General features: G+C 65.5%; 16 protein-coding genes. 5 read left to right on the forward strand and 11 right to left on the reverse strand.

Translation table 11 applies throughout. From position 1 onward, the window contains the following. Nucleotides 1-59: 59 nt before the first annotated feature. From lysA to argH, 3 genes are read right to left on the reverse strand one after another with little or no spacing between them, the layout of a single operon-like run. Nucleotides 60-1,331, reverse strand: coding sequence for a diaminopimelate decarboxylase (gene lysA, locus N826_RS30065; RefSeq protein WP_044435049.1), 1,272 nt, complete (start codon nt 1,329-1,331; stop codon nt 60-62). Next, the gene (locus N826_RS42115; RefSeq protein WP_147041089.1) at nt 1,328-1,552 is read right to left on the reverse strand and encodes a hypothetical protein; all 225 of its coding nucleotides are present in this window, start codon (nt 1,550-1,552) and stop codon (nt 1,328-1,330) included. The genes lysA and N826_RS42115 overlap by 4 nt, the downstream gene beginning before the upstream one ends. After that, the gene (gene argH, locus N826_RS30070) at nt 1,549-2,991 is read right to left on the reverse strand and encodes an argininosuccinate lyase (protein ID WP_044435050.1); all 1,443 of its coding nucleotides are present in this window, start codon (nt 2,989-2,991) and stop codon (nt 1,549-1,551) included. The genes N826_RS42115 and argH overlap by 4 nt, the downstream gene beginning before the upstream one ends. Before the next feature lie 64 nt (nt 2,992-3,055). Between argH and N826_RS30075 the strand changes: the two genes are divergently transcribed. Further along, nucleotides 3,056-3,655: a TlpA disulfide reductase family protein gene (locus N826_RS30075; protein WP_280178495.1), complete on the forward strand. Its 600-nt coding sequence runs from the start codon at nt 3,056-3,058 to the stop codon at nt 3,653-3,655. A 30-nt stretch (nt 3,656-3,685) separates the two neighbouring features. Here the strand turns inward: N826_RS30075 and N826_RS30080 are convergent, their stop codons facing one another. The 7 genes from N826_RS30080 to N826_RS30110 all read right to left on the reverse strand — a co-directional run bounded on the left by N826_RS30080 (nt 3,686) and on the right by N826_RS30110 (nt 9,497). Further along, nucleotides 3,686-4,030, reverse strand: coding sequence for a DUF3140 domain-containing protein (locus tag N826_RS30080; RefSeq protein ID WP_084721290.1), 345 nt, complete (start codon nt 4,028-4,030; stop codon nt 3,686-3,688). Nucleotides 4,031-4,145: 115 nt separating this feature from the next. Further along, on the reverse strand, nt 4,146-5,018 hold the full coding sequence (locus N826_RS30085) for a 3-hydroxybutyryl-CoA dehydrogenase (protein ID WP_373866647.1): 873 nt from the start codon (nt 5,016-5,018) through the stop codon (nt 4,146-4,148). 33 nt (nt 5,019-5,051) lie between these two features. Continuing rightward, the gene (locus N826_RS30090) at nt 5,052-5,993 is read right to left on the reverse strand and encodes an electron transfer flavoprotein subunit alpha/FixB family protein (protein ID WP_044435052.1); all 942 of its coding nucleotides are present in this window, start codon (nt 5,991-5,993) and stop codon (nt 5,052-5,054) included. 1 nt (nt 5,994) lies between these two features. Further along, nucleotides 5,995-6,744: an electron transfer flavoprotein subunit beta/FixA family protein gene (locus tag N826_RS30095; protein WP_044435053.1), complete on the reverse strand. Its 750-nt coding sequence runs from the start codon at nt 6,742-6,744 to the stop codon at nt 5,995-5,997. Nucleotides 6,745-6,922: 178 nt separating this feature from the next. Then, nucleotides 6,923-7,492 carry a cob(I)yrinic acid a,c-diamide adenosyltransferase gene (locus tag N826_RS30100; RefSeq protein WP_044435055.1) on the reverse strand — a complete coding sequence of 190 codons (570 nt, stop codon included), beginning with the start codon at nt 7,490-7,492 and terminating at the stop codon, nt 6,923-6,925. Between the two features lie 38 nt (nt 7,493-7,530). Next, nucleotides 7,531-7,728, reverse strand: a complete 198-nt coding sequence (locus N826_RS30105) for a twin transmembrane helix small protein (protein WP_044435057.1) — start codon at nt 7,726-7,728, stop codon at nt 7,531-7,533. A 71-nt stretch (nt 7,729-7,799) separates the two neighbouring features. Beyond that, entirely contained in the window at nt 7,800-9,497 is a 1,698-nt protein-coding gene (locus N826_RS30110) for an acyl-CoA dehydrogenase family protein (RefSeq protein ID WP_044435059.1), read from the reverse strand. A gap of 113 nt (nt 9,498-9,610) precedes the next feature. On the opposite strand from N826_RS30110, the gene N826_RS30115 reads away from it, so the two are divergent. Continuing rightward, the gene (locus N826_RS30115; RefSeq protein ID WP_044435061.1) at nt 9,611-11,080 is read left to right on the forward strand and encodes a GH1 family beta-glucosidase; all 1,470 of its coding nucleotides are present in this window, start codon (nt 9,611-9,613) and stop codon (nt 11,078-11,080) included. A 118-nt stretch (nt 11,081-11,198) separates the two neighbouring features. Here N826_RS30115 and ccrA read toward each other — a convergent pair whose 3' ends face one another. Next, nucleotides 11,199-12,482 (reverse strand): crotonyl-CoA carboxylase/reductase, encoded by a 1,284-nt coding sequence (ccrA, locus tag N826_RS30120; protein ID WP_044435063.1) that lies wholly within the window; start codon nt 12,480-12,482, stop codon nt 11,199-11,201. 425 nt (nt 12,483-12,907) lie between these two features. Here ccrA and N826_RS30125 point away from each other — a divergent pair, with 425 nt between their 5' ends. The 3 genes from N826_RS30125 to N826_RS30135 all read left to right on the forward strand — a co-directional run bounded on the left by N826_RS30125 (nt 12,908) and on the right by N826_RS30135 (nt 19,854). Next, nucleotides 12,908-14,896, forward strand: coding sequence for a protein meaA (locus tag N826_RS30125; protein WP_044435064.1), 1,989 nt, complete (start codon nt 12,908-12,910; stop codon nt 14,894-14,896). A 144-nt stretch (nt 14,897-15,040) separates the two neighbouring features. Continuing rightward, entirely contained in the window at nt 15,041-16,333 is a 1,293-nt protein-coding gene (locus N826_RS30130; RefSeq protein WP_044435066.1) for a metallophosphoesterase family protein, read from the forward strand. Then, a complete protein-coding gene (locus N826_RS30135) occupies nt 16,330-19,854 on the forward strand; it encodes a YhaN family protein (RefSeq protein WP_044435068.1) in 3,525 nt (1,174 codons plus the stop codon). Before N826_RS30130 ends, N826_RS30135 begins: the two co-directional genes overlap by 4 nt. Nucleotides 19,855-19,948 lie beyond the last annotated feature (94 nt).

Below are 19,948 nucleotides of genomic sequence, written 5' to 3' on the forward strand. Positions count from 1 at the left end.
CCCGCTTCCCCTGTCATGTGCGGCCGGTGTGGCGTGTCAGGGAGCTTTAGGCAGCGCCCTTACTTTTCCAGCCACGCCGGCACCTGTTCCGCCGCCAGCATTTCCTCCACGGTGGGCCGTCGCCGGACGACCGCGTGGTCGGACCCCGAAACCAGAACTTCAGGGACCAGGGGCCGGGTGTTGTACGTCGATGACATCACCGCTCCGTACGCACCGGCCGACAGGAATGCCACCAGATCATCTTGGTCCAAATGTGGCAAGACCCGCTGCACCGCGAAGGTATCACCGGATTCGCACACCGGCCCGACCACGTCGATCCGGGTCCGGGGTGCGTCCTGGTCTTCCTCGGCCACAGGAAGGATAGTGTGCCATGCATCGTAAAGCGAGGGGCGGATCAGATCGTTCATCGCGGCATCGACGATCAGGAACTCCCGATGGACGCCGGTCTTGCGGTAGATCACCTTCGACACCAGGATGCCCGCGTTGCCGACCAGCGCCCGGCCCGGCTCCAGCGTCACGTGGCAGCCGAGATTGCCGGTGATGCTCCTGACCATGCCGGCATAGGCATCGAGCGACGGCACGTCCTCGTCCCGGTACAGGATGCCAAGGCCGCCGCCGAGGTCGAGGCGCTGGATGTCGTGACCGTCCTCACGCAGGGCATGGACCAGTTCCACCACCCGCTCGAAGGCGGCGCGGAAGGGTTCCAGGCTGGTGAGCTGCGATCCGATATGGACCGCTACAGCGACGGGCTTGATGCCGGGGAGAGCGGCGGCGCGGGCGTAGGTCTGGCGCGCGTGGTCGATGTCGATGCCGAACTTGTTCTCCTTCTTGCCGGTCGCGATCTTGGCGTGCGTCTTGGCATCCACGTCGGGATTGACCCGGATCGCGATGGCGGCGGTCCGGTCGAGCGAGGACGCGACCTGGCTGAGGGCTTCCAGTTCGGGGATGGACTCGACGTTGAGCTGGAAGATGCCGGATTCCAGCGCCGAGCGCATCTCTTCCCGCGTCTTGCCGACGCCGGAAAACACGATTCGATCAGCCGGGATACCGCCGGCCAGCGCCCGGCGCATCTCGCCCTCCGACACCACGTCGGCGCCGGCTCCGAGCTTCGCCAGCGTGCGGATGACCGCAAGATTGGAGTTGGCCTTCAGTGCGTAGCAGATGCCAGTGTCGGAGCCTTCGAAAGCATCGGCGAAGGCGCGGTAGTTCGCCTCCAGCGCCGCTGTGGAATAGCAGTAGAACGGGGTGCCGACCGTCGCCGCCAAATCAGGCAGGGCGACGCCTTCGGCATGCAGCACGCCGTCTTGGTATGTGAAGTAGGGTGAGGTCATGGCGTGCCGGGTTGTGCCTGCGTTGGGGCGGGCGCCGTCGTTGCCGGTGGCGCCTGTCGTTGAGGTTGCGGGTCGAGCGCCGGGTTGGGGTAAGTGCCGGGAAAGCGGTCGGCGGCGCGGCCCTGGGGCGGCTCGACGAAGCCGGGCTTCTTGCCGCAGCCGGCGAGGGCGACGGTCGCGAGAAGGGCAGCTGCAATGCGGAGGGTAAGGCTGCTGATCACAGGAAGCGCTCCCGAGCTGAGGAAACCGCTGCCCGTACCGTCTCGGGCGCGGTCCCGCCGAAGCTGGTGCGGCTGGCGACGGAGGCGTCGACGGTCAGCACGTCGAACACGGCCTGGTTGATGCGGGGTTCGACCGACTGAAGGTCGGCAAGGCTGAGTTCGGCCAGTTTGGCGTTGCGGTCTTCGGCCAGCTTGACGATCCGGCCGGTGACGTGGTGCGCCTGCCGGAAGGGAAGTCCGAGCACCCGGACCAGCCAGTCGGCGAGGTCGGTCGCGGTGATGAAGCCGGCTTCGGTCGCGGCGCGCATGCGGGCGGCGTCCGGCGTCAGGTCGCGGACCATGCCGGCCATCGCGGCGATGCAGAGGCCGAGCGTGTCGTCGGTCTCGAACACCGGCTCCTTGTCTTCCTGCATGTCCTTGGAATAGGCAAGCGGCAGGCCCTTCATGACGATCAGCAAACCGTTGAGGGAGCCGATTACCCGGCCGGACTTGGCGCGCACCAGTTCCGCCGCGTCGGGGTTTTTCTTCTGCGGCATGATCGAGCTGCCGGTGGTGAAGGCGTCGGTCAGGCGGATGAAGCGGAAGGCGTCGCTGCACCAGACCACGATCTCTTCGGCCAGCCGCGAAAGGTGGACGGCGCAGATCGCGGCGGCGCCGAGGTATTCCAACGCGAAGTCGCGGTCCGACACGGCGTCGAGCGAATTGGCGGTCGGGCGGTCGAAGCCCAGCGCCTGCGCCACCGCATGGCGGTCGATCGGGAACGAGGTGCCGGCGAGGGCGGCGGACCCCAGCGGGCATTCGTTCAGTCGGGCGCGGGCGTCGCGCATGCGGCCCCGGTCGCGACCCAGCATTTCCACATAGGCCAGCAGATGGTGACCGAAGGTCACCGGCTGCGCCGTCTGAAGATGGGTGAAGCCGGGCATGACTGTGTCGGTGTGACGCTCGGCCAGATCGATCATGGCGGACTGGAGGTCGGTCAGGCCCGCTTCCAGCCGGTCCAGGGCGTCGCGCACCCAAAGGCGGAAGTCGGTCGCCACCTGGTCGTTCCGCGAGCGCGCGGTGTGCAGCCGTCCGGCCGGTTCGCCGATCAGCTCGGCCAGCCGGGCCTCCACGTTCATGTGGATGTCTTCAAGTTCGGTCTTGAAGGTGAAGCTGCCGGCGGCAATCTCCTGCGCTATGCGGTCGAGGCCCTCGACGATCTTTTCGGCGTCGGAGGCCTGGATGATGCCTTGGTTAGCCAGCATGGTGGCATGGGCCTTGGATCCCGCGATGTCCTGGGCCGCCAGACGCTTGTCGAAGCCGATCGAGACGTTGATGCGTTCCATGATCGAGGACGGGCCGCTGGCGAAACGTCCGCCCCAGAGCTGGTTGGCGGCTCCCCGGTTCGAACCGGGATTCGAATCGGCGCTGGTGGATTTGGGCGTGTCTTTTTCGGTCATGGGATGCAGTTTATTGGAGGCCAAGGGGAAGAGCGTGGGACGGGATATGAAAAAGGTGGTCAGTATGCGTAATTTCACCGCCGCCGCAATGCTCGGTATCGTCTGTGCGACCGGATGGTGGTTCGCGTCGGACGCGGGGCAGGCCAATGCGGCCCGTCCGCCCATCGAGGGCAGCATGCAGAAGTTCAAGCCGGCGGATGCGCCACAACCGGCGCCTGCCCTCAGCTTCGTCGGCAAGGATGGCGAACGGATCGAACTGGCCGACTTCAAGGGTAAGGTCGTTCTGCTGAACCTGTGGGCGACATGGTGCGCGCCCTGCGTGAAGGAGATGCCGTCGCTCGACGCCCTCCAGGCGCGTCTGGGTGGAGAGGGTTTCGAGGTCGTGGCGCTGTCGCTGGACCGGGGCGGCCGCAATGTGGTGGAGCCGTTCCTGGCCAAGCTGGGCGTCCGGAACCTTGCCATGTACCTGGACCCGCAGAGCACCGCCATGAGCGCCTTCAAGCCGCGCGGCCTGCCGACCACCATGCTGATCGACCGCGAAGGCTATGAGGTTGGCCGGCTGGAAGGCGATGCCGAGTGGAACAGCGAGGAAGCCGTGAAGCTGCTTGAGCACTTCATCGACGGCGGCGTGCGTCCGCCCGCGATGATGAAAACGAGCGGGTGATCTTGCTGTATGGGGTGACCAGCTCTCCGCTCACTTCTTCAATGGATCGTGGCCCCAGTTCATGAGGCTGTAGCGCCAGCGGGAGCTTTCGATGTCGTGGCCGGGGCTTTGGGCACAGTGGCGGTGGACATAGGCGATTACCTTGCGCATATGCTGATAATCGTCATCCGACAGGTCGCCCTTGCGCTTGTGCCCGATCTCGACGATCCGTCGTCCGGACTGGTGGCCGACCGATTCGTCCTCGCCGTCATGGGTCCAGCCGACCCCTTTGCTTTCGTCGGTCTCGAGCCAGCGCTCGACCTCCTTTGGTGTCATGTTGACGGCGTCTCGGTACTCGTCCCAGATCGTTGCCTTCTCGTCGTCGCAGAACGACACGGGGATTCTCCTGTCCAGTGGTGCTCCCGGACGGAAATAGATCCACGCCCGGCAAAAGCAAAAAGGGCTCGCCGCAGCGAGCCCTTTTCGATGCCGTTCGGCGATCCGGAGCGTATCAGCGCGTCGGTACCGGAACCGGCTTGCTGTAGTCGTAAAAACCACGCCCGGCCTTGCGGCCGACCCAGCCGGCTTCGACGTATTTCACCAGCAACGGGCAGGGGCGGTACTTGCTGTCCGCCAGCCCGTCATACAGCACGTGCATGATCGCCAGACAGGTATCCAGGCCGATGAAGTCCGCCAATTCCAGCGGCCCCATCGGATGGTTGGCGCCCAGCTTCAGCGCCGTGTCGATCGCATCTACCGAGCCGACGCCCTCGTAGAGGGTGTAGACGGCCTCGTTGATCATTGGCAGCAGGATGCGGTTGACGATGAAGGCCGGGAAGTCTTCCGCGACGGCGGCTTTCTTGCCCAGCTTGACCGTCAGCTCCTTGACCGTCGAGTAGGTTTCCTCGTCGGTCGCGATGCCGCGAATCAGCTCGACGAGCTGCATCACCGGCACCGGGTTCATGAAGTGCATGCCGATGAACTTGGCCGGCCGGTCGGTCACGGCGGCGAGCCGCGTGATCGAGATCGACGACGTGTTGCTGGCGATCAAGGCGGTCGGGCTCAAATGCGGAACCAGCCGCTTGAATATCTCCCGCTTGGTCTCCTCGGCTTCCGTCGCCGCTTCGATGACGAGGTCGCTATCCCCAAACATCGCAAGGTCGGTGCCCGTGGTGATCCGTTCCAGGGCCGCGTGCTTGTCCTCGGCGGAAATCTTACCCTTGGAAACCTGACGCTCCAGGTTCCGCTCGATATTGCTCACCGCCTTGGCCAGCGCATCGGCACTGATGTCGGACAGTTTGACCTCGTAGCCGGATACTGCACAGACGTGAGCGATACCGCTCCCCATCTGCCCGGCCCCGATGACACCGATTTTCTGAATCATTGAAATTCCTTGCGGCGACGTTGGAGGAAGCGATTATCGCACCTTGTCCAGTTCCTCCGTCAGCTCGGGAATGACCTTGAACAGGTCACCCACGAGGCCGTAATCGGCGACCTGGAATATTGGCGCTTCCTCGTCTTTATTGATGGCCACAATGACCTTGGAGTCCTTCATCCCGGCCAGGTGCTGGATGGCGCCTGAGATGCCGACCGCGATGTAGAGCTCGGGAGCAACGATCTTTCCGGTCTGACCGACCTGATAATCGTTCGGCACATAGCCGGCGTCCACCGCCGCACGCGAGGCGCCGACGGCGGCTCCCAGCTTGTCGGCAAGGGATTCCAGCATGTGGAAGTTTTCACCGGACTGCATGCCCCGGCCACCGGAAACGATGGTGCGGGCGCTGGTCAGCTCGGGGCGTTCCGACTTCGACAGTTCCTGCCCGACGAACTTGGACAGGCCCGCGTCGGCGCCGGCCGTGGCTGATTCGATCGCGGCACTGCCGCCCTCGGCCGCTGCCGGATCGAAGGCGGTGCCGCGGACGGTGATGATCTTGACCGGATCGGACGACTGCACGGTCGCGATGGCGTTGCCGGCATAGATCGGCCGGTCGAAGGTGTCGGCGTCATGGACGGCGACGATCTCCGAAAGCTGCGCCACGTCCAGCAGGGCCGCCACGCGGGGCAGCACGTTCTTGCCGAAGCTGGTTGCCGGCGCCAGCACATGGCTATAGCCCTTGGCCAGCTCGACGATCAGCGGCGCCACGTTCTCGGCCAGTCCATGGGCATACTGGGCGGCGTCGGCCGTCAGCACCTTGGACACGCCCGCGATCTTCGCGGCGGCCTGGGCGGCGGCCTGAACGTCGGAGCCGACGACCAGGACATGAAGGTCGCCGCCCAGCTTGGCGGCGGCGCCGACCGTGGTCAGGGTCGCGGGCTTGACGGCACCATCGGCGTGTTCGGCGATGACGAGGACGCTCATATCAGATCACCTTGGCTTCGTTCTTCAGCTTGTCGACCAGTTCCTGCACCGTCTTGACCTTGATGCCGGCAGAGCGCTTGGGCGGCTCGGCGACCTTCAGGGTCTTCAGGCGAGGGGCGGGATCGACGCCGAGATCGGCCGGCGACATGCTGTCGATCGGCTTCTTCTTCGCCTTCATGATGTTGGGCAGCGAAGCGTAGCGCGGCTCGTTGAGGCGCAGGTCGGTCGTCACGACGGCGGGCAGCTTCAGCTCGATCGTCTCCAGGCCGCCGTCGACTTCGCGGGTCACCGTCACCGCTTCGGCGGCGGGCACGACCTTGGAGGCGAAGGTACCCTGGGACCAGCCCAGCAGGGCCGCGAGCATCTGGCCGGTCTGGTTGGCGTCGTCGTCGATCGCCTGCTTGCCCATGATGACGAGCTGCGGCTGTTCCTTGTCGACGATGGCCTTGAGCAGCTTGGCGACGGCCAGCGGCTGGAGTTCGGCGTCGGTCACGACGTGGATGGCGCGATCGGCGCCCATGGCGAGCGCCGTGCGCAGGGTCTCCTGCGCGGCCTGCACGCCGAGGCTGACGGCGACCACTTCGGTGGCTGTCTTGGCTTCCTTCAGGCGAACCGCTTCTTCGACCGCGATTTCGTCGAACGGGTTCATCGACATCTTAACGTTGGCAGTCTCGACTCCCGAGCCGTCCGCTTTGACGCGGATCTTCACGTTGTAGTCGACCACCCGCTTAACCGGGACGAGGACTTTCATTGCAAATCCTTAGCTAATCGGTGCACGACAGTGGTGCATGTCCTCGAGCGGACATGACCGCGGTGCACAAAATACACCGCGAGCGGTGGCGAAACATAGGATTTGGCATCAACCGTGTCAATCTGAAGGCATGGCCGAAGGCCTGAACAGCCTGCGGCATCCGGCCCTCGTGAGAGACTCAGCGGTTGGCGCCGGGCACCCAGAGTACGTCCAGCGCACCCTTGTCGTTGACATAGCGGCCGAGCACGAACAGGTGGTCGGACAGCCGGTTGATGTACTTCAACGCGGGCGTGCCGACCGGCTCGTGCTCCGCCAGTTCGGTCATCAGGCGTTCGGCACGGCGCGATACCGTGCGAGCCAGATGCAGGTGCGCCGCTGCAGGCGTGCCACCGGGCAGCACGAAGCTCTTCAGCGGCGACAGCTCGGCATTCATCACGTCGATTTCGTGCTCCAGGCGGTCCACCTGGGCCTCGACGATGCGGAGCGGCGGGTACTGCGGGTTCTCCTGCTCGGGCGTACACAGGTCGGCGCCGAGATCGAACAGGTCGTTCTGGATGCGCGACAGCATCGCGTCGATATCGGGAGTGTCCGCCGTGGACAGACGGACCAGCCCGAGGATGCTGTTGACCTCGTCGACCGTCCCGTAGGATGCCACGCGCAAGTCGTGTTTAGGAACGCGCCGGCCGTCACCCAGCGAGGTTTGCCCCTTGTCGCCGCCCCTGGTGTAGATCCGCGTCAACTGCACCATGGGATGCCGTCTCCTGTCGTGTACGTTAAAACTTCAGTTCATGCGGAAGAGGCGATCATGGCCAGCAGGAACATGACCAGCGCCACTCCCTGAAGGATAACGCGCAGCCGCATCAGCCGGTTGCCGTATTTCGCGTTGAACTCGCCGCCACGTACCATGGCGAACAAACCGAGGAAAAGCGCGCCGAGTACGGCGAGCATCGCCACAACCAGGAGACTGGTGAAAAATCCGCTCATCCCCTGGATATAGTATGCCGCCGTATCGAAGTCAGGGCCGTTGCCGGCCAGCGATGACGGAGAAGCGGCGCTTAGTTACGCCGCCCGAGCAGCCCACGCGCGATCACCTGCGCCTGGATCTCCGCCGCACCCTCGAAGACGCTGAGAATACGAGCGTCGCACATCACGCGGCTGATCTGGTACTCGGTGGCGTAGCCGTTGCCGCCGTGGATCTGGAGCGCGTTGTCGGCGTTCGACCATGCCACGCGCGCTGCCAGCAGCTTCGCCATTCCGGCTTCGATGTCGCAGCGCCGATCCTCGTCCTTCTCGCGCGCGGCGAAATAGGTCAACTGGCGGACCAACATGGTTTCCACAGCCATCCAGCCGATCTTGGCGGCGACGCGCGGGAAGTTGATCAGCGCCTTGCCGAACTGAACGCGGTCCTGGGCGTATTTCAGCCCCAGCTCCAGCGCGTTCTGAGCGACGCCGGTTGCGCGCGCCGCCGTCTGGATGCGGGCGCTCTCGAAGGTTTCCATCAGCTGCTTGAAGCCCTGGCCCTCGACGCCGCCGAGCAGGTTGGCGACCGGGACCTCGAACCCGTCGAATCCGATCTCGTATTCCTTCATGCCGCGATATCCCAGCACTTCGATCTCGCCGCCGGTCATGCCGGGAGCGGGGAACGGCTCTTCCACGGTGCCGCGCGGCTTTTCCGCCAGTAGCATCGACAGGCCGCGGTAGTCGGTCGTGGTCGGATCGGTCCGGACCAGGAGCGTCATCAGGTCGCTGCGCGACGCGTGGGTAATCCAGGTCTTGTTGCCGGTCACCTTATAGACGTCGCCGTCGCGGACGGCGCGGGTGCGCAGCGATCCCAGGTCGGAGCCGGTGTTGGGTTCGGTGAAGACGGCGGTCGGCAGGATCTCGCCGCTGGCCAGCAGGGGCAGCCACTTCTCCTTCTGCTCCTGCGTGCCGCCCAGCCGGATCAGTTCCGCCGCGATCTCCGACCGGGTGCCGAGCGAGCCGACGCCGATATAGGCCTGGCTCAGCACTTCCGACACGACGCACATCGACGTCTTGCCCATGCCCAGGCCGCCGAACTCCTCCGGCACGGTCAGGCCGAACACGCCCAGCTCGGCCATCTGCTCGACCACTTCCAGCGGGATCAGCACGTCGCGCATGTGCCACTCGTGGGCATTCGGCACGACCACGTCCTGCGCGAACCGGCTGAACTGGTCGCGGACCATGTCCAGCGTCTCGTCTTCCAGGGCCAGCTTGCCGAAATTGTGATGGTCGGAGACAAGTTCCGCAATCCGCAGACGCACGGGAGCGGAAGCGCCCCGGTCGATCAGCGCCGTCACCGCCGGGGTGCGGTAGGCTGTCAGAGCCTCCGCCGGAATGCCCAAATCGCCCGGACGGACGATCTCGACCTGGCTGAGCGGAATGCCGCCGGTCATCTGCGCCAGATATTCACCGAACGCGGCCTGAAGGATCAGGCTTTCAAGCTCGGTCAGTTCGCCGGACGCTTCCAGCCGGTTGGCCCAGCCCAGGATCTGCCGAAGGCCCTCGACATATGTCGCCATCCAGGCATAACCATGGGCGGCGGTCTGGTTCGCTTCCAGCAGATCGGCGTCGATCTTGCCTCCGGCAGGGGCCACGATCGCCAGCACGGAGGTCCGTGCGGCTTCGAGCAGCCGTTCCGCCGCAGGCAGCGCTTCGGCGCAGAGCGGCAGCAGGCCGTCGAGGACCGGATGGACGGCTGTGGGAGAATCGAGCTGGACGGCAACGCTGGTCATAAGGAACTCCGTATACTAAATCCGGGCCGGGTCAAAAATGCTGCCCCGCAAAATGCGGGATAGTGTGCACTGCGTCAATGAAACAATGGAACGATACGGGAGCCAATCAAGCAATGATCGCGAATGAGCAGGGAGCCCAATCGATCGGCCGCCGCGAGTTCCTGGGAGGCGCCGCCGCCGCGACCGCGCTGATCGGCGGCGGGGTTGCGGCCGGTGTCGGATCGCTGGCATCCCCCGCAATCGCCCAGCAGCCCGCCCAGTTTCCCGATGGCTTCCTCTGGGGTACGTCGACGTCGTCCTACCAGATCGAAGGCGCCGCCACGGCCGACGGCCGGGGGCCGAGCATCTGGGACACGCTGAGCCATACGCCCGGCAAGGTGCTCAACAACGATACCGGCGATGTCGCAGCGGACCATTACAACCGTTACCTTGAAGACGTCGCGCTGATGGCCGATGCCGGATTGAAGGCCTACCGGTTCTCTATCGCATGGCCGAGAATCCAGCCGACCGGATCCGGGCCGGCGAATGCCAAGGGGTTGGACTTTTACGACCGTCTGGTCGATGCGCTGCTGCGCCGGGGCATCGAGCCTTGGCCCTGCCTCTATCACTGGGACCTGCCGCAGGCGCTTCAGGATCGCGGCGGCTGGACCAACCGCGACATCGCGGACTGGTTCGCCGATTACGCGCTGATCGTTGCCGGCCGGCTTGGCGACCGCGCCAAGAACTGGGTGATGCTGAACGAGCCTTCGGTCGTCGCGATCTTCGGCCATGGCGTCGGCGGCCACGCTCCCGATCTTCGGGGGCGCGAGAACTTTTGTGCCGCGATCCACCACCAGAACCTTGCCCAGGGGCGGGCGCTGTCGGCACTTCGGGCTGTGGGAGCCAAGGATTGGAAGCTTGGTACCGTGCTGAGCGTCCAGCCGGTCAAGCCGTCTCCCGGCAACGACGCGAACCGCCATGCGGCGGCACAGTGGGATGCGGTGTGGAACAGGTCGTGCCTGGACCCGCTGTTCAAGGGACAATACCCCGACAGTCTGATCGCCGACTTCAAGCCGCTGATCAAGCAAGGCGATATGGAGGCGATTCGCCAGCCCATAGATTTCCTGGGGCTCAACTATTATAGCCGCATGCATCAGGTGACCGATCCCGGCGGGCTATTCGGCACCAATTTCGGCCCCTCGCCCGAGGGGACCAAGTACACCGACATGGGCTGGCCGGTCGAGCCCGAGGGCCTGTACGAACAGCTCATCGACTTCCGCGACAACTACGGCAACATCCCCGTCTACGTGACCGAGAACGGCGCATCGTACGGCGACTGGGTCGGCCCGACCGGCAAGGCCGAGGACGGCGGCAGGATCTTCTACATCCGCGACCACCTGCTCGCCTGTCACCGCGCGATCAAGGACGGCGCCAACCTGAAGGGCTATTTCGTCTGGACCCTACTCGACAACTTCGAATGGGGTTTCGGCTACACCCAGCATTTCGGTCTGGTCCAGGTCGACAGGGAAACCATGCAGCGCCGGCCGAAGGCCAGCTACTACTGGTATGGCGATGTGGCGAAGTCGAACGAGGTGCCGCTGTAAGATCGGAGTCGTTGGGCCACGGCCCAACCTACGAGTGACGTTCTGGTGCAATCGAGGTCACCATATACGCAACCTGTAGGTTGGGCCATGGCCCAACACCGATCCTTTCAGATCGGTCTTACGCCTCGACCACGTCTTCCAGCGTCCGCAGGCCGGGCCGCAGGGCGTTCACCAGCACGGCCATGTTGCCGGGCTTGTGCTCGTTGCGCAGCATCTTGGTGTGGGCGCGCGGGATGTCGGCCCACGAGAAGACCTCCGACATGCAGGGGTCCAATCGGCGCTCGATCACGAGCTGGTTGGCTTGGCTGGCCTGAAGCAGGTTGGCGAAGTGGCTGCCCTGGATTCGCTTCTGCCGCATCCACACGAAGCGGGCGTCGAAGGTCAGGTTGAAGCCCGACGTGCCGGCGCAGAACACGACCATACCGCCGCGCTTCACGACGAAGCAGGAGACCGGGAAGGTCTGCTCGCCCGGATGCTCGAACACGAAATCGACGTCGTTGCCCTTGCCGGTGATGTCCCAGATCGCCTTGCCGAAAGGGCGGACCTTCTTCATGTACTCGGCATAGGCGGCGCTATCGTCCACGTCGGGCAACTGGCCCCAGCAGTCGAAGTCCTTGCGGTTCAGCACGCCTTTGGCGCCCAGCGAGAGCACGAAGTCGCGCTTGGTCTCGTCGGAAATCACGCCGATCGCGTTGGCGCCCGCCGTCGCGATGAGCTGGATCGCCATCGATCCCAGCCCGCCGGAAGCGCCCCACACCAGGACGTTGTGGCCGGGACGCAGGATGTGCGGGCGATGGCCGAACAGCATGCGGTAGGCGGTCGCCAGCGTCAGGGTGTAGCAGGCGCTCTCTTCCCAGGTCAGGTGCTTGGCGCGCGGCATCAACTGACGGGCCTGGACGCGGCAGAACTGGGCGAAGGAGCCGTCCGGCGTCTCATAGCCCCAGATGCGCTGGGACGGCGAGAACATCGGGTCGCCGCCGTTGCACTCCTCGTCGTCGCCGTCGTCCTGGTTACAGTGGACCACGACTTCGTCGCCGACCTTGAAGCGCTTGACCTTGGCACCGACCGCCCAGACGATGCCCGACGCATCGGAGCCGGCGATGTGGTACTCGGCCTTGTGGACATCGAACGGCGAGATCGGCTTGCCGAGGCCGGCCCAGATGCCGTTGTAGTTGACGCCCGCGGCCATGACGAGGATCAGGACCTCGTCCTGTCCGACCGACGGGGTATCGACGACCTCTAGCTGCATGGCCTTTTCGGGCTCGCCATGGCGCTCGCGCCGAATGGCCCAGGCGTGCATCTTCGCAGGCACATGGCCCAGCGGCGGGATCTCGCCCACATCGTAGAGGTCCTTGACTGCCGGACCGGCCGGCCGGGTTATGACGTTCGCTGCCTCGGACATGCCTTATTCCTCGAAACTTTTTGCCGCAGAATGCTTGGGTAACGGTCGTCCCGACGTTTGCTGCACTTGCGTCGCCGTCGGAAACGGCCAGGATTGAAAAGCCTGTGGTTCTTGGCGTTTCCGCGATCTAAGCAGGATAATCCTTCCGATGCAACGCACAATACGGTAAATTGTTTCACTAGCCGCCCGGCTTCGCGAAACTATCAGTCCAGTTCGGCTCAGGGCAGGTCGATCCAGGCCTTACGAAATGTCCATTGGTCTTAAGAACGATCCGTCTACCGACCGAAAAATGGTGCATTGCAATGGAACTGGGACGGCTTGCCGGGTTAGCGTACCGGAACGATGGCGGGGGCGCATCGCGGCCTCATGTGCCGCGATGCGGTTGACCGGGCTTACGAACCGAGCATTAAGGGGATAGCGCAGTAATGACTGGACATCGCGACAAGCCCTGGCTGATCCGGACATATTCCGGCCATTCGACGGCGGCCGCCTCCAACGCGCTGTACCGCACCAACTTGAAGCGGGGCCAGACCGGGCTTTCCGTCGCTTTCGACCTGCCGACCCAGACCGGCTACGACAGCGACCATCCCCTGGCCAAGGGCGAAGTCGGCAAGGTGGGCGTTCCCGTCTGCCATCTCGGCGATATGAAGACCTTGTTCGACGGCATCCCGTTGGGCGAGATGAACACGTCGATGACGATCAACGCCACGGCCCCTTGGCTGCTGGCGCTGTATATCGCCGCCGCTGAGCAGCAGGGGGCCAGCCGCGCCCAGCTTTCCGGGACGACGCAGAACGACATCATCAAAGAGTATCTCAGCCGGGGCACCTATATCTTCCCGCCGGCTCCGTCGATGCGCCTGACCACCGACATGATCGCGTTCACCTATCGGGAAGTGCCGAAGTGGAACCCGATGAACGTCTGCTCCTATCACCTCCAGGAGGCAGGGGCGACGCCGGTCCAGGAACTGGCCTATGCGCTGGCTACGGCGATCGCCGTGCTCGACGCGGTGAAGGAGGCGGGACAGGTCCCGCCGGAAGACTTCCCGCAGGTGGTCGGCCGAATCAGCTTCTTCGTCAATGCCGGCATCCGGTTCATCACCGAACTCTGTAAGATGCGGGCGTTCGCCCGCCTGTGGGAGGAGATCACCCGCGACCGCTATGGCATCCAGGACGAGCAGTTCCGCCGCTTCCGCTACGGCGTGCAGGTCAACAGCCTGGGCCTGACGGAGCCGCAGCCCGAGAACAACGTCTACCGCATCCTGATCGAGATGCTGGCCGTCGTCCTGTCCAAGGATGCCCGCGCCCGCGCGGTCCAGCTTCCCGCCTGGAACGAGGCGCTTGGCCTGCCGCGCCCGTGGGACCAGCAATGGAGCCTGCGCCTTCAGCAGATCGTCGCGTTCGAGACGGATCTGCTTGAATACGGCGACCTGTTCAACGGCAGCCACGTGATCGACGGCAAGGTCGAGGAACTGATGGCCGAGGCGCTGGAGGAACTGGCGCGAATCGACGCCATGGGCGGCGCCATCGCAGCGGTCGAGTCCTCTTATATGAAGCAGCGGCTCGTCGAGTCGAACTCGAAGCGGCTCTCCGCCATCGAATCGGGCGAGCAGACCGTGGTCGGCGTGAACAAGTTCACCGAATCGGCGCCCTCGCCGCTGACCGCCGGCGACGACGGCGGTTTCCTGGCCGCCGACCCGGCGGCGGAAGCCGACCAGCTCGGCCGGCTGGAAGCATGGCGTGCCGCCCGCAACGACGCGGACGTCCAGGCGGCGCTCGCTGAACTGGGAGCCGCCGCCCGCGAAGGCCGCAACATCATGGAGCCGAGCATCCGCGCCGCCCATGCCGGCGTCACGACCGGCGAGTGGTCGGCCGTGCTGCGCGAGATCTTCGGCGAGTACCGGGCACCGACCGGCGTCGGCAAGGCGGCGGCTGCGGCTGGTGCAGGGGCCGACGGCCTAGCCGTCGTCCGCGACCGGGTGACGGCGGTGTCCGAACGGCTCGGTCGCCGGATCAAGATGCTGGTCGGCAAGCCGGGGCTCGACGGGCACTCCAACGGAGCGGAGCAAATCGCGGTCCGTGCCCGCGATGCCGGTATCGAAGTCGTCTACGAAGGCATCCGCCTGACGCCGGCCCAGATCGTCAACGCCGCCCTGGAAGAAGGCGTCCACGTCGTCGGCCTGTCGATCCTGTCCGGCAGTCACGTCGCTCTGGTGACCGAAGTGCTCGACCGGCTGCGCCGGCTGGGGATCGGCGACATCCCGGTCGTGGTCGGCGGCATCATCCCGCCGGAGGACGAGCGAACACTGAAGGCCGCCGGGGTTGCGCGGATCTATACGCCGAAGGACTACGACCTGACCGCCATCATGAGCGACATCGTCGAACTGGTGGACGAGCGGGGCGAAAAGGCGGCTTGATCGGGTAGGCGGGTCGGGTTCGCGGGGCAGTATCCCAGTGGACCCGGAATCCGCCCTGCCGACACTAATTGTTGCGTTTTTGGCCCTATCCAGCTACTACCTGTCGTATTGGACAGCCAGTTGCCGGATAGGGCCGACGCAGCCATGAAATTCATCCACGCCGCCGATATCCATCTCGACAGCCCGCTGGTCGGCCTTGCGGCCTACGACGGAGCGCCTGTCGATCTGCTGCGCGGGGCGACGCGCCGGGCCTTGCAGGCGATGGTCGATCTGGCGGAAGCCGAAGCGATCGATTTCGTTGTGATCGCCGGCGATGTCTATGACGGCGACTGGCGCGACTTTAATACGGGGCTGTTCTTCGTCCAGCAGATGGCGCGACTGCGCCAGCGCAACATTCCAGTCTATGTGATCCACGGCAACCACGACGCCGAAAGCCAGATCAGCCGCAAGCTGCCGCTGCCGGAGAACGTGACGGTCTTCTCGTCGCGCAAGGCGGAAGTTCATCACGTGCCCGGATTGAAGGTCGCCATCCACGGCCAGAGCTTCAAGCAGCGCGAGGTACTGGACAATCTGGCGGCGAACTACAAGGCGCCTGTATCCGGTCACTTCAATATTGGCGTGCTGCACACCTCGGCGGATGGCCGGGAAGGGCACGCTGGCTATGCGCCCTGCGTCCCGGCGGACCTTGCCCGCCACGGCTACGATTACTGGGCGCTCGGCCATGTCCATAACCGGGAGGTGCTTCACGAGCATCCCCACATCGTCTTCCCCGGCAACCTCCAGGGACGCAACATCCGGGAAACGGGTTCCAAGGGCTGCACGCTGGTTACGGTCGAGGACGGCCATATCGCGAAGGTCGAACATCGGGCGGTGGACGTTCTGCGCTGGGCCATGGTGGAAGCCGACCTGACCGGATGCGAATCGACCGGCGATGCGCTGGGCCGGGTGCGGACGTCGCTGGAAGCGGCGGTGGCTGAAGCCGAGGGCCGGCCTCTGGCCGTCCGGTTGCGGCTGAGCGGGGCGACGCCGCTTCACGGCAAGCTGCTGGCCCGCCATGATTCGTTTCAGGCCGAAGTGCGGGCGGTGGCGCTGGACCTTGCCGTCGATGCGGTCTGGATCGAGAAGATCGTCACCGCGACCCGTGCGGTCCGCGACCTCGTCGCCCTCAGCCTGCGCCAGGACGCCGTCGGCAGCCTGATCCGCTCGCTCGACGATCTGGCGACGGACGCGGACCTGCATGTCACCCTTCAGTCGGAACTGGAGGACCTTCTGGCGAAACTGCCGCGTGAGCTTGATCTCGATAAGCTGAGCGGGGATGAGGACGATGGCGAGGAGCGGGGTGGGGAACTAGCCGGCATCCGCAATCCCGCAGCCCTGATCGGCGAGGCGAAAGCTATCGTCCTGTCCCGGCTGCTCGACCAGGAGTTCGACCGATGAGACTGATCCGCCTTGGCCTCGACCGGTTCGGCCATTTCACCGACGGTGCGCTGGAACTTGGCGAGTCTGCCGACTTCCATCTCGTCTGCGGCAACAACGAGGCCGGCAAGACGACGACGTTGCGGGCTTTGAGCGACCTTTTCTTCGGGATCGAGACGCGCTCGCCCTACAACTTCAAGCATGATTACGCCGATCTGCGGCTGGCCGCCCAGATCGAAGCGGCGGATGGGCGGCGGCTGGCGTTCCAGCGCCGGAAGGGGCGGCAGAACACGCTTCTCGGCGCCGACGGCAGTACCAGCTTGCCCGAAGCGGCGCTCGCCGCATTCCTGGGGCCGATCGACCGCGATTTCTTCGAAGGCATGTTCGGGCTCGACCATAACCGGCTGCGCCGGGGCGGCGAGGACATCCTGGCGGCGCGCGGCGATGTCGGACAAAGCCTGTTCGGCGCGGGGGCTGGGGTGCTCGGGCTGTCGCAGGTGCTGGCCGACCTGGATGCGGAGGCGAATGCGCTCTTTACCCAGCGACGGGTGGCGTCCAAGCCGTTCTATCAGGCACTCGACCGTCATGGAGATGCGAGGAAGCGGCTGCGCGAAGCGGCGGTCAGCGCCGACGAGTGGCGGCAGACCAAGGCGGAGGCCGATGCGGTCGAAAGCCGGATCGGCGAGAACCGCGAGCGGCTGGGCTACCTGCAATCCGCCCGCGCCAAGGCCGAGCGGATCAGGCGGACGCTTCCTATGGTTCGTCAGATCGCCGAACTCGAGGAGTCGCTTGCCGGTTTGGTGGATGCGGTCGCCCTGGCCGAGGACGCATCCGACCGGCGGGTTTCCGCGATTCGACGGCGTGACGAGGCCTTGCGCGATACGGAACGCTGCACGACCGTCGTTCAGGGGCTCGAAGCGGAACTCGCCGGCCTTACAGTTCCCGCCGAGATCCTCACCCGTGGCGGCGATATCGAGGGGCTTCACGAGCAGCGCGGCGCCGTCCGCGATCAGCGTTCCGACCTGCCGAAGCGGGACAGCGAGCTTCGCCAGCTTCGCGAGCAGGCGCTTGACCTGCTGCGCCGCCTTGGCTCCGACCTGCCGATTGAACGCGCGGTCGAGGCGATCCCGCCCCGCTCCATCCTGGCCGATGTCCGCGCGCTGATCGCCGATCAGGGGAAGCTGCGCGCCCGTGCCGATGCGGCGGCCGAACAGCTTGGCCGGTGCCGGACGGAAGCCGGCAAGCTGGAATCGCAGCTCGATGCCATCGGGACGCCGGCCGATTCGGCAGTGCTCCACGCTGCCGTCGCCGAAGCCAAGGCGCGCGGCACGGTCGAGCAGAGCTTGTCCGAAGGACAGGCCAGACTAAGGACGCTGAAGGAGCGAATCGCCGCGCAGGTCACGGGGCTGCCGCTGTGGCAGGGCAGCCTGGATGATTTGATCCAGGCCAAGGTGCCGGACGACAGCACGGTCGCGCGGTTCGAGGCCGACTTTGGGGAACTGACGATCCGGTCGAACCGGGCGCGCGAGAAGGCGGATGATTTCCGTGCCCAGCTCAGCCAGCTTGATGCCGAGATCGCGGCGCTGAAAGGCACCAGCGAGATCCCGACGGCCGATGCCATCGCGGAAGCGCGGCGTCGGCGCGACCTCGGCTGGACCGTCGTGCGGCGGACCTTCATCGACGGCGACCAGCCGGCGCTGACGAAGGATGAAGCGGAACTGTTCGATTCGACCCACGACCTGTCGGGGTTCTACGAAAGCTCGGTCCGGGCCGCCGACGCTCTTGTCGATCGCAAGGAAGCAGAGGCGCAGCGGGTCGCCCGCTATGCGGAACTGACATCGCGGCGGGAGGACACGGTGCGGCGCCTGACATCCGCCGCCCACGACGCGGCTTCGTGCGATCGTAGCCGTGCCGAATTGCAGGCGGACTGGAACGCGGCATGGCGTCCGGCGGGGCTCGCTCCGGCAACCCCGCGCGAGATGGCGTCGTGGCTGGCGCGCGTCGTCGGTATCGTCCGGGACGCCCAGGCGGCGCGGGAGCTTGAAACCTCCTGCCGCCGTATGGCCGACGATCTCAGCGGTGTTCATTCTCAGTTGGCTGCGGCCCTTGCCGGTCATGGAGCGCTGGTGCCGCCGCAGGCGACGCTCGGCATCCTCGTGCGGCAGGGGGAGGCGCTGGTTCAGCGGCTTACCCAGGCTTCGACCCAGCGCCAGAGCTGCTTCGACCGGCTGGTCGAACAGCGGGTGCTGGTGATCGAGGCCCAGCATCAGTGTGAGGCCTGTACCCAGGCACTCGACACATGGCAGCTTTCGTGGGCGAAGCTGATGGAACGGCTGGGGCGGGAAGCCACGGCCACTCCGGCCGGAGTCGAGGAAACCCTGACGTTGCTCGAAGACCTGGACCGGCGGCTCGAAGCGATCCGCGACCTTTCGCACAGGGTCGACCGGATCAACGAGAATTGCCGGCGGTTCGGCTCCGAGGTCGCCGATCTGGCGACGGCGCTGACGATTCCGGCGGACGGTGACGCTATTGACCTTGCAGGATTGCTGCTGATCCGGCTTCAGCAGGCACGCCGGGATGCGGACCGCCACCGCGAATTGACCGCCAGATTGGAAGCGGCACGCGACGATGTCGCCCGCACCGTTCAGCACCATCGGGATGCGGAGGCGGCTCTCGATGCCTTGCGTCGGGAGGCGCGCTGCTCCGACGACGAGGCTTTGGCCGAGGCGATCCAGCGGTCTACGGCGCGTCGGCAGGCTGAGGAACGCCGGGACGAGTTGCGGCGGCAGCTTCTGTCATCCGGCGACGGCCTGAACATTCCTCAACTGACCGCCGAGGTGGCGGATTGCGACCCAGACCTGTTGCATGCGGACCTGCAACGGATCACCGAAGAGATCGCAGACCTCCACACCCAGGGGACCGATCTGGGCGGCGAGTTGCAGCGCTTGCGCCAGAGCCTCGCCGAGATGGAGCGGGGAAGGGGAGGCGGCACGGCGGCCCAGGAAGCGCAGGAGGCGTTGGCGGATCTTCGCGAGATGGTGGAGACCTACGCTCGGACCCGTACGGCCGCCCTGCTGCTGCGGCAGGCGATCGACCGCTACCGGCAGGAACAGCAGGGACCGCTGCTCAGGCGGGCGGGCGAGCTGTTCCGTACGCTGACGCTGGGCAATTACACGGGCCTGAAGGTCGAGTATGACGACCGCGATCAGGCGATTCTCAAGGGCGAGCGGCGTACCGGGCAATTGGTGGATGTCTCGGGCATGAGCGACGGTACGCGCGACCAGCTCTTCCTGGCGCTGCGCGTCGCAGCGATCGAGCTTTACGTCGCGGGTGCCGAACCGATCCCCTTCATCGCCGACGATCTCCTGATCAACTACGACGACGAGCGAGCAGGGGCCGCGTTGAGCGTGCTTCACGATCTCAGCCGTCAGACGCAGGTGCTGTTCTTCACGCATCATCCGCACCTGTGCGATGTCGCCCGGCGCCGGCTTGGTGCGGGGGGGCTCCAGGTCCATACGCTCGATCAGGTGGTCCCGGCATAAAAAATCGAAACAGGCTGAAAAAAGCCCTGGACAGGGTTTGGGGTGCCGCCCTATATACGGCCTCCCGACGCGCTGAGGCGCCGCGGGACACCAG

This window comes from Skermanella aerolata KACC 11604, assembly GCF_000936425.1.
In the GTDB taxonomy this organism is placed as follows: domain Bacteria; phylum Pseudomonadota; class Alphaproteobacteria; order Azospirillales; family Azospirillaceae; genus Skermanella; species Skermanella aerolata.

Excerpts from the sequence above, each read along its gene's own strand:
- N826_RS30130 (WP_044435066.1), top strand. The coding sequence starts at position 15,041 with ATGAAATTCATCCACGCCGCCGATATCCATCTCGACAGCCCGCTGGTC.
- N826_RS30135 (WP_044435068.1), top strand. The coding sequence starts at position 16,330 with ATGAGACTGATCCGCCTTGGCCTCGACCGGTTCGGCCATTTCACCGAC.
- N826_RS30115 (WP_044435061.1), top strand. The coding sequence starts at position 9,611 with ATGATCGCGAATGAGCAGGGAGCCCAATCGATCGGCCGCCGCGAGTTC.
- lysA (WP_044435049.1), bottom strand. The coding sequence starts at position 1,331 with ATGACCTCACCCTACTTCACATACCAAGACGGCGTGCTGCATGCCGAA.
- N826_RS30105 (WP_044435057.1), bottom strand. The coding sequence starts at position 7,728 with ATGAGCGGATTTTTCACCAGTCTCCTGGTTGTGGCGATGCTCGCCGTA.
- ccrA (WP_044435063.1), bottom strand. The coding sequence starts at position 12,482 with ATGTCCGAGGCAGCGAACGTCATAACCCGGCCGGCCGGTCCGGCAGTC.
- N826_RS30090 (WP_044435052.1), bottom strand. The coding sequence starts at position 5,993 with ATGAGCGTCCTCGTCATCGCCGAACACGCCGATGGTGCCGTCAAGCCC.
- N826_RS30095 (WP_044435053.1), bottom strand. The coding sequence starts at position 6,744 with ATGAAAGTCCTCGTCCCGGTTAAGCGGGTGGTCGACTACAACGTGAAG.
- N826_RS30085 (WP_373866647.1), bottom strand. The coding sequence starts at position 5,018 with ATGATTCAGAAAATCGGTGTCATCGGGGCCGGGCAGATGGGGAGCGGT.
- N826_RS30100 (WP_044435055.1), bottom strand. The coding sequence starts at position 7,492 with ATGGTGCAGTTGACGCGGATCTACACCAGGGGCGGCGACAAGGGGCAA.
- argH (WP_044435050.1), bottom strand. The coding sequence starts at position 2,991 with ATGACCGAAAAAGACACGCCCAAATCCACCAGCGCCGATTCGAATCCC.
- N826_RS30075 (WP_280178495.1), top strand. The coding sequence starts at position 3,056 with ATGCGTAATTTCACCGCCGCCGCAATGCTCGGTATCGTCTGTGCGACC.
- N826_RS30125 (WP_044435064.1), top strand. The coding sequence starts at position 12,908 with ATGACTGGACATCGCGACAAGCCCTGGCTGATCCGGACATATTCCGGC.
- N826_RS30110 (WP_044435059.1), bottom strand. The coding sequence starts at position 9,497 with ATGACCAGCGTTGCCGTCCAGCTCGATTCTCCCACAGCCGTCCATCCG.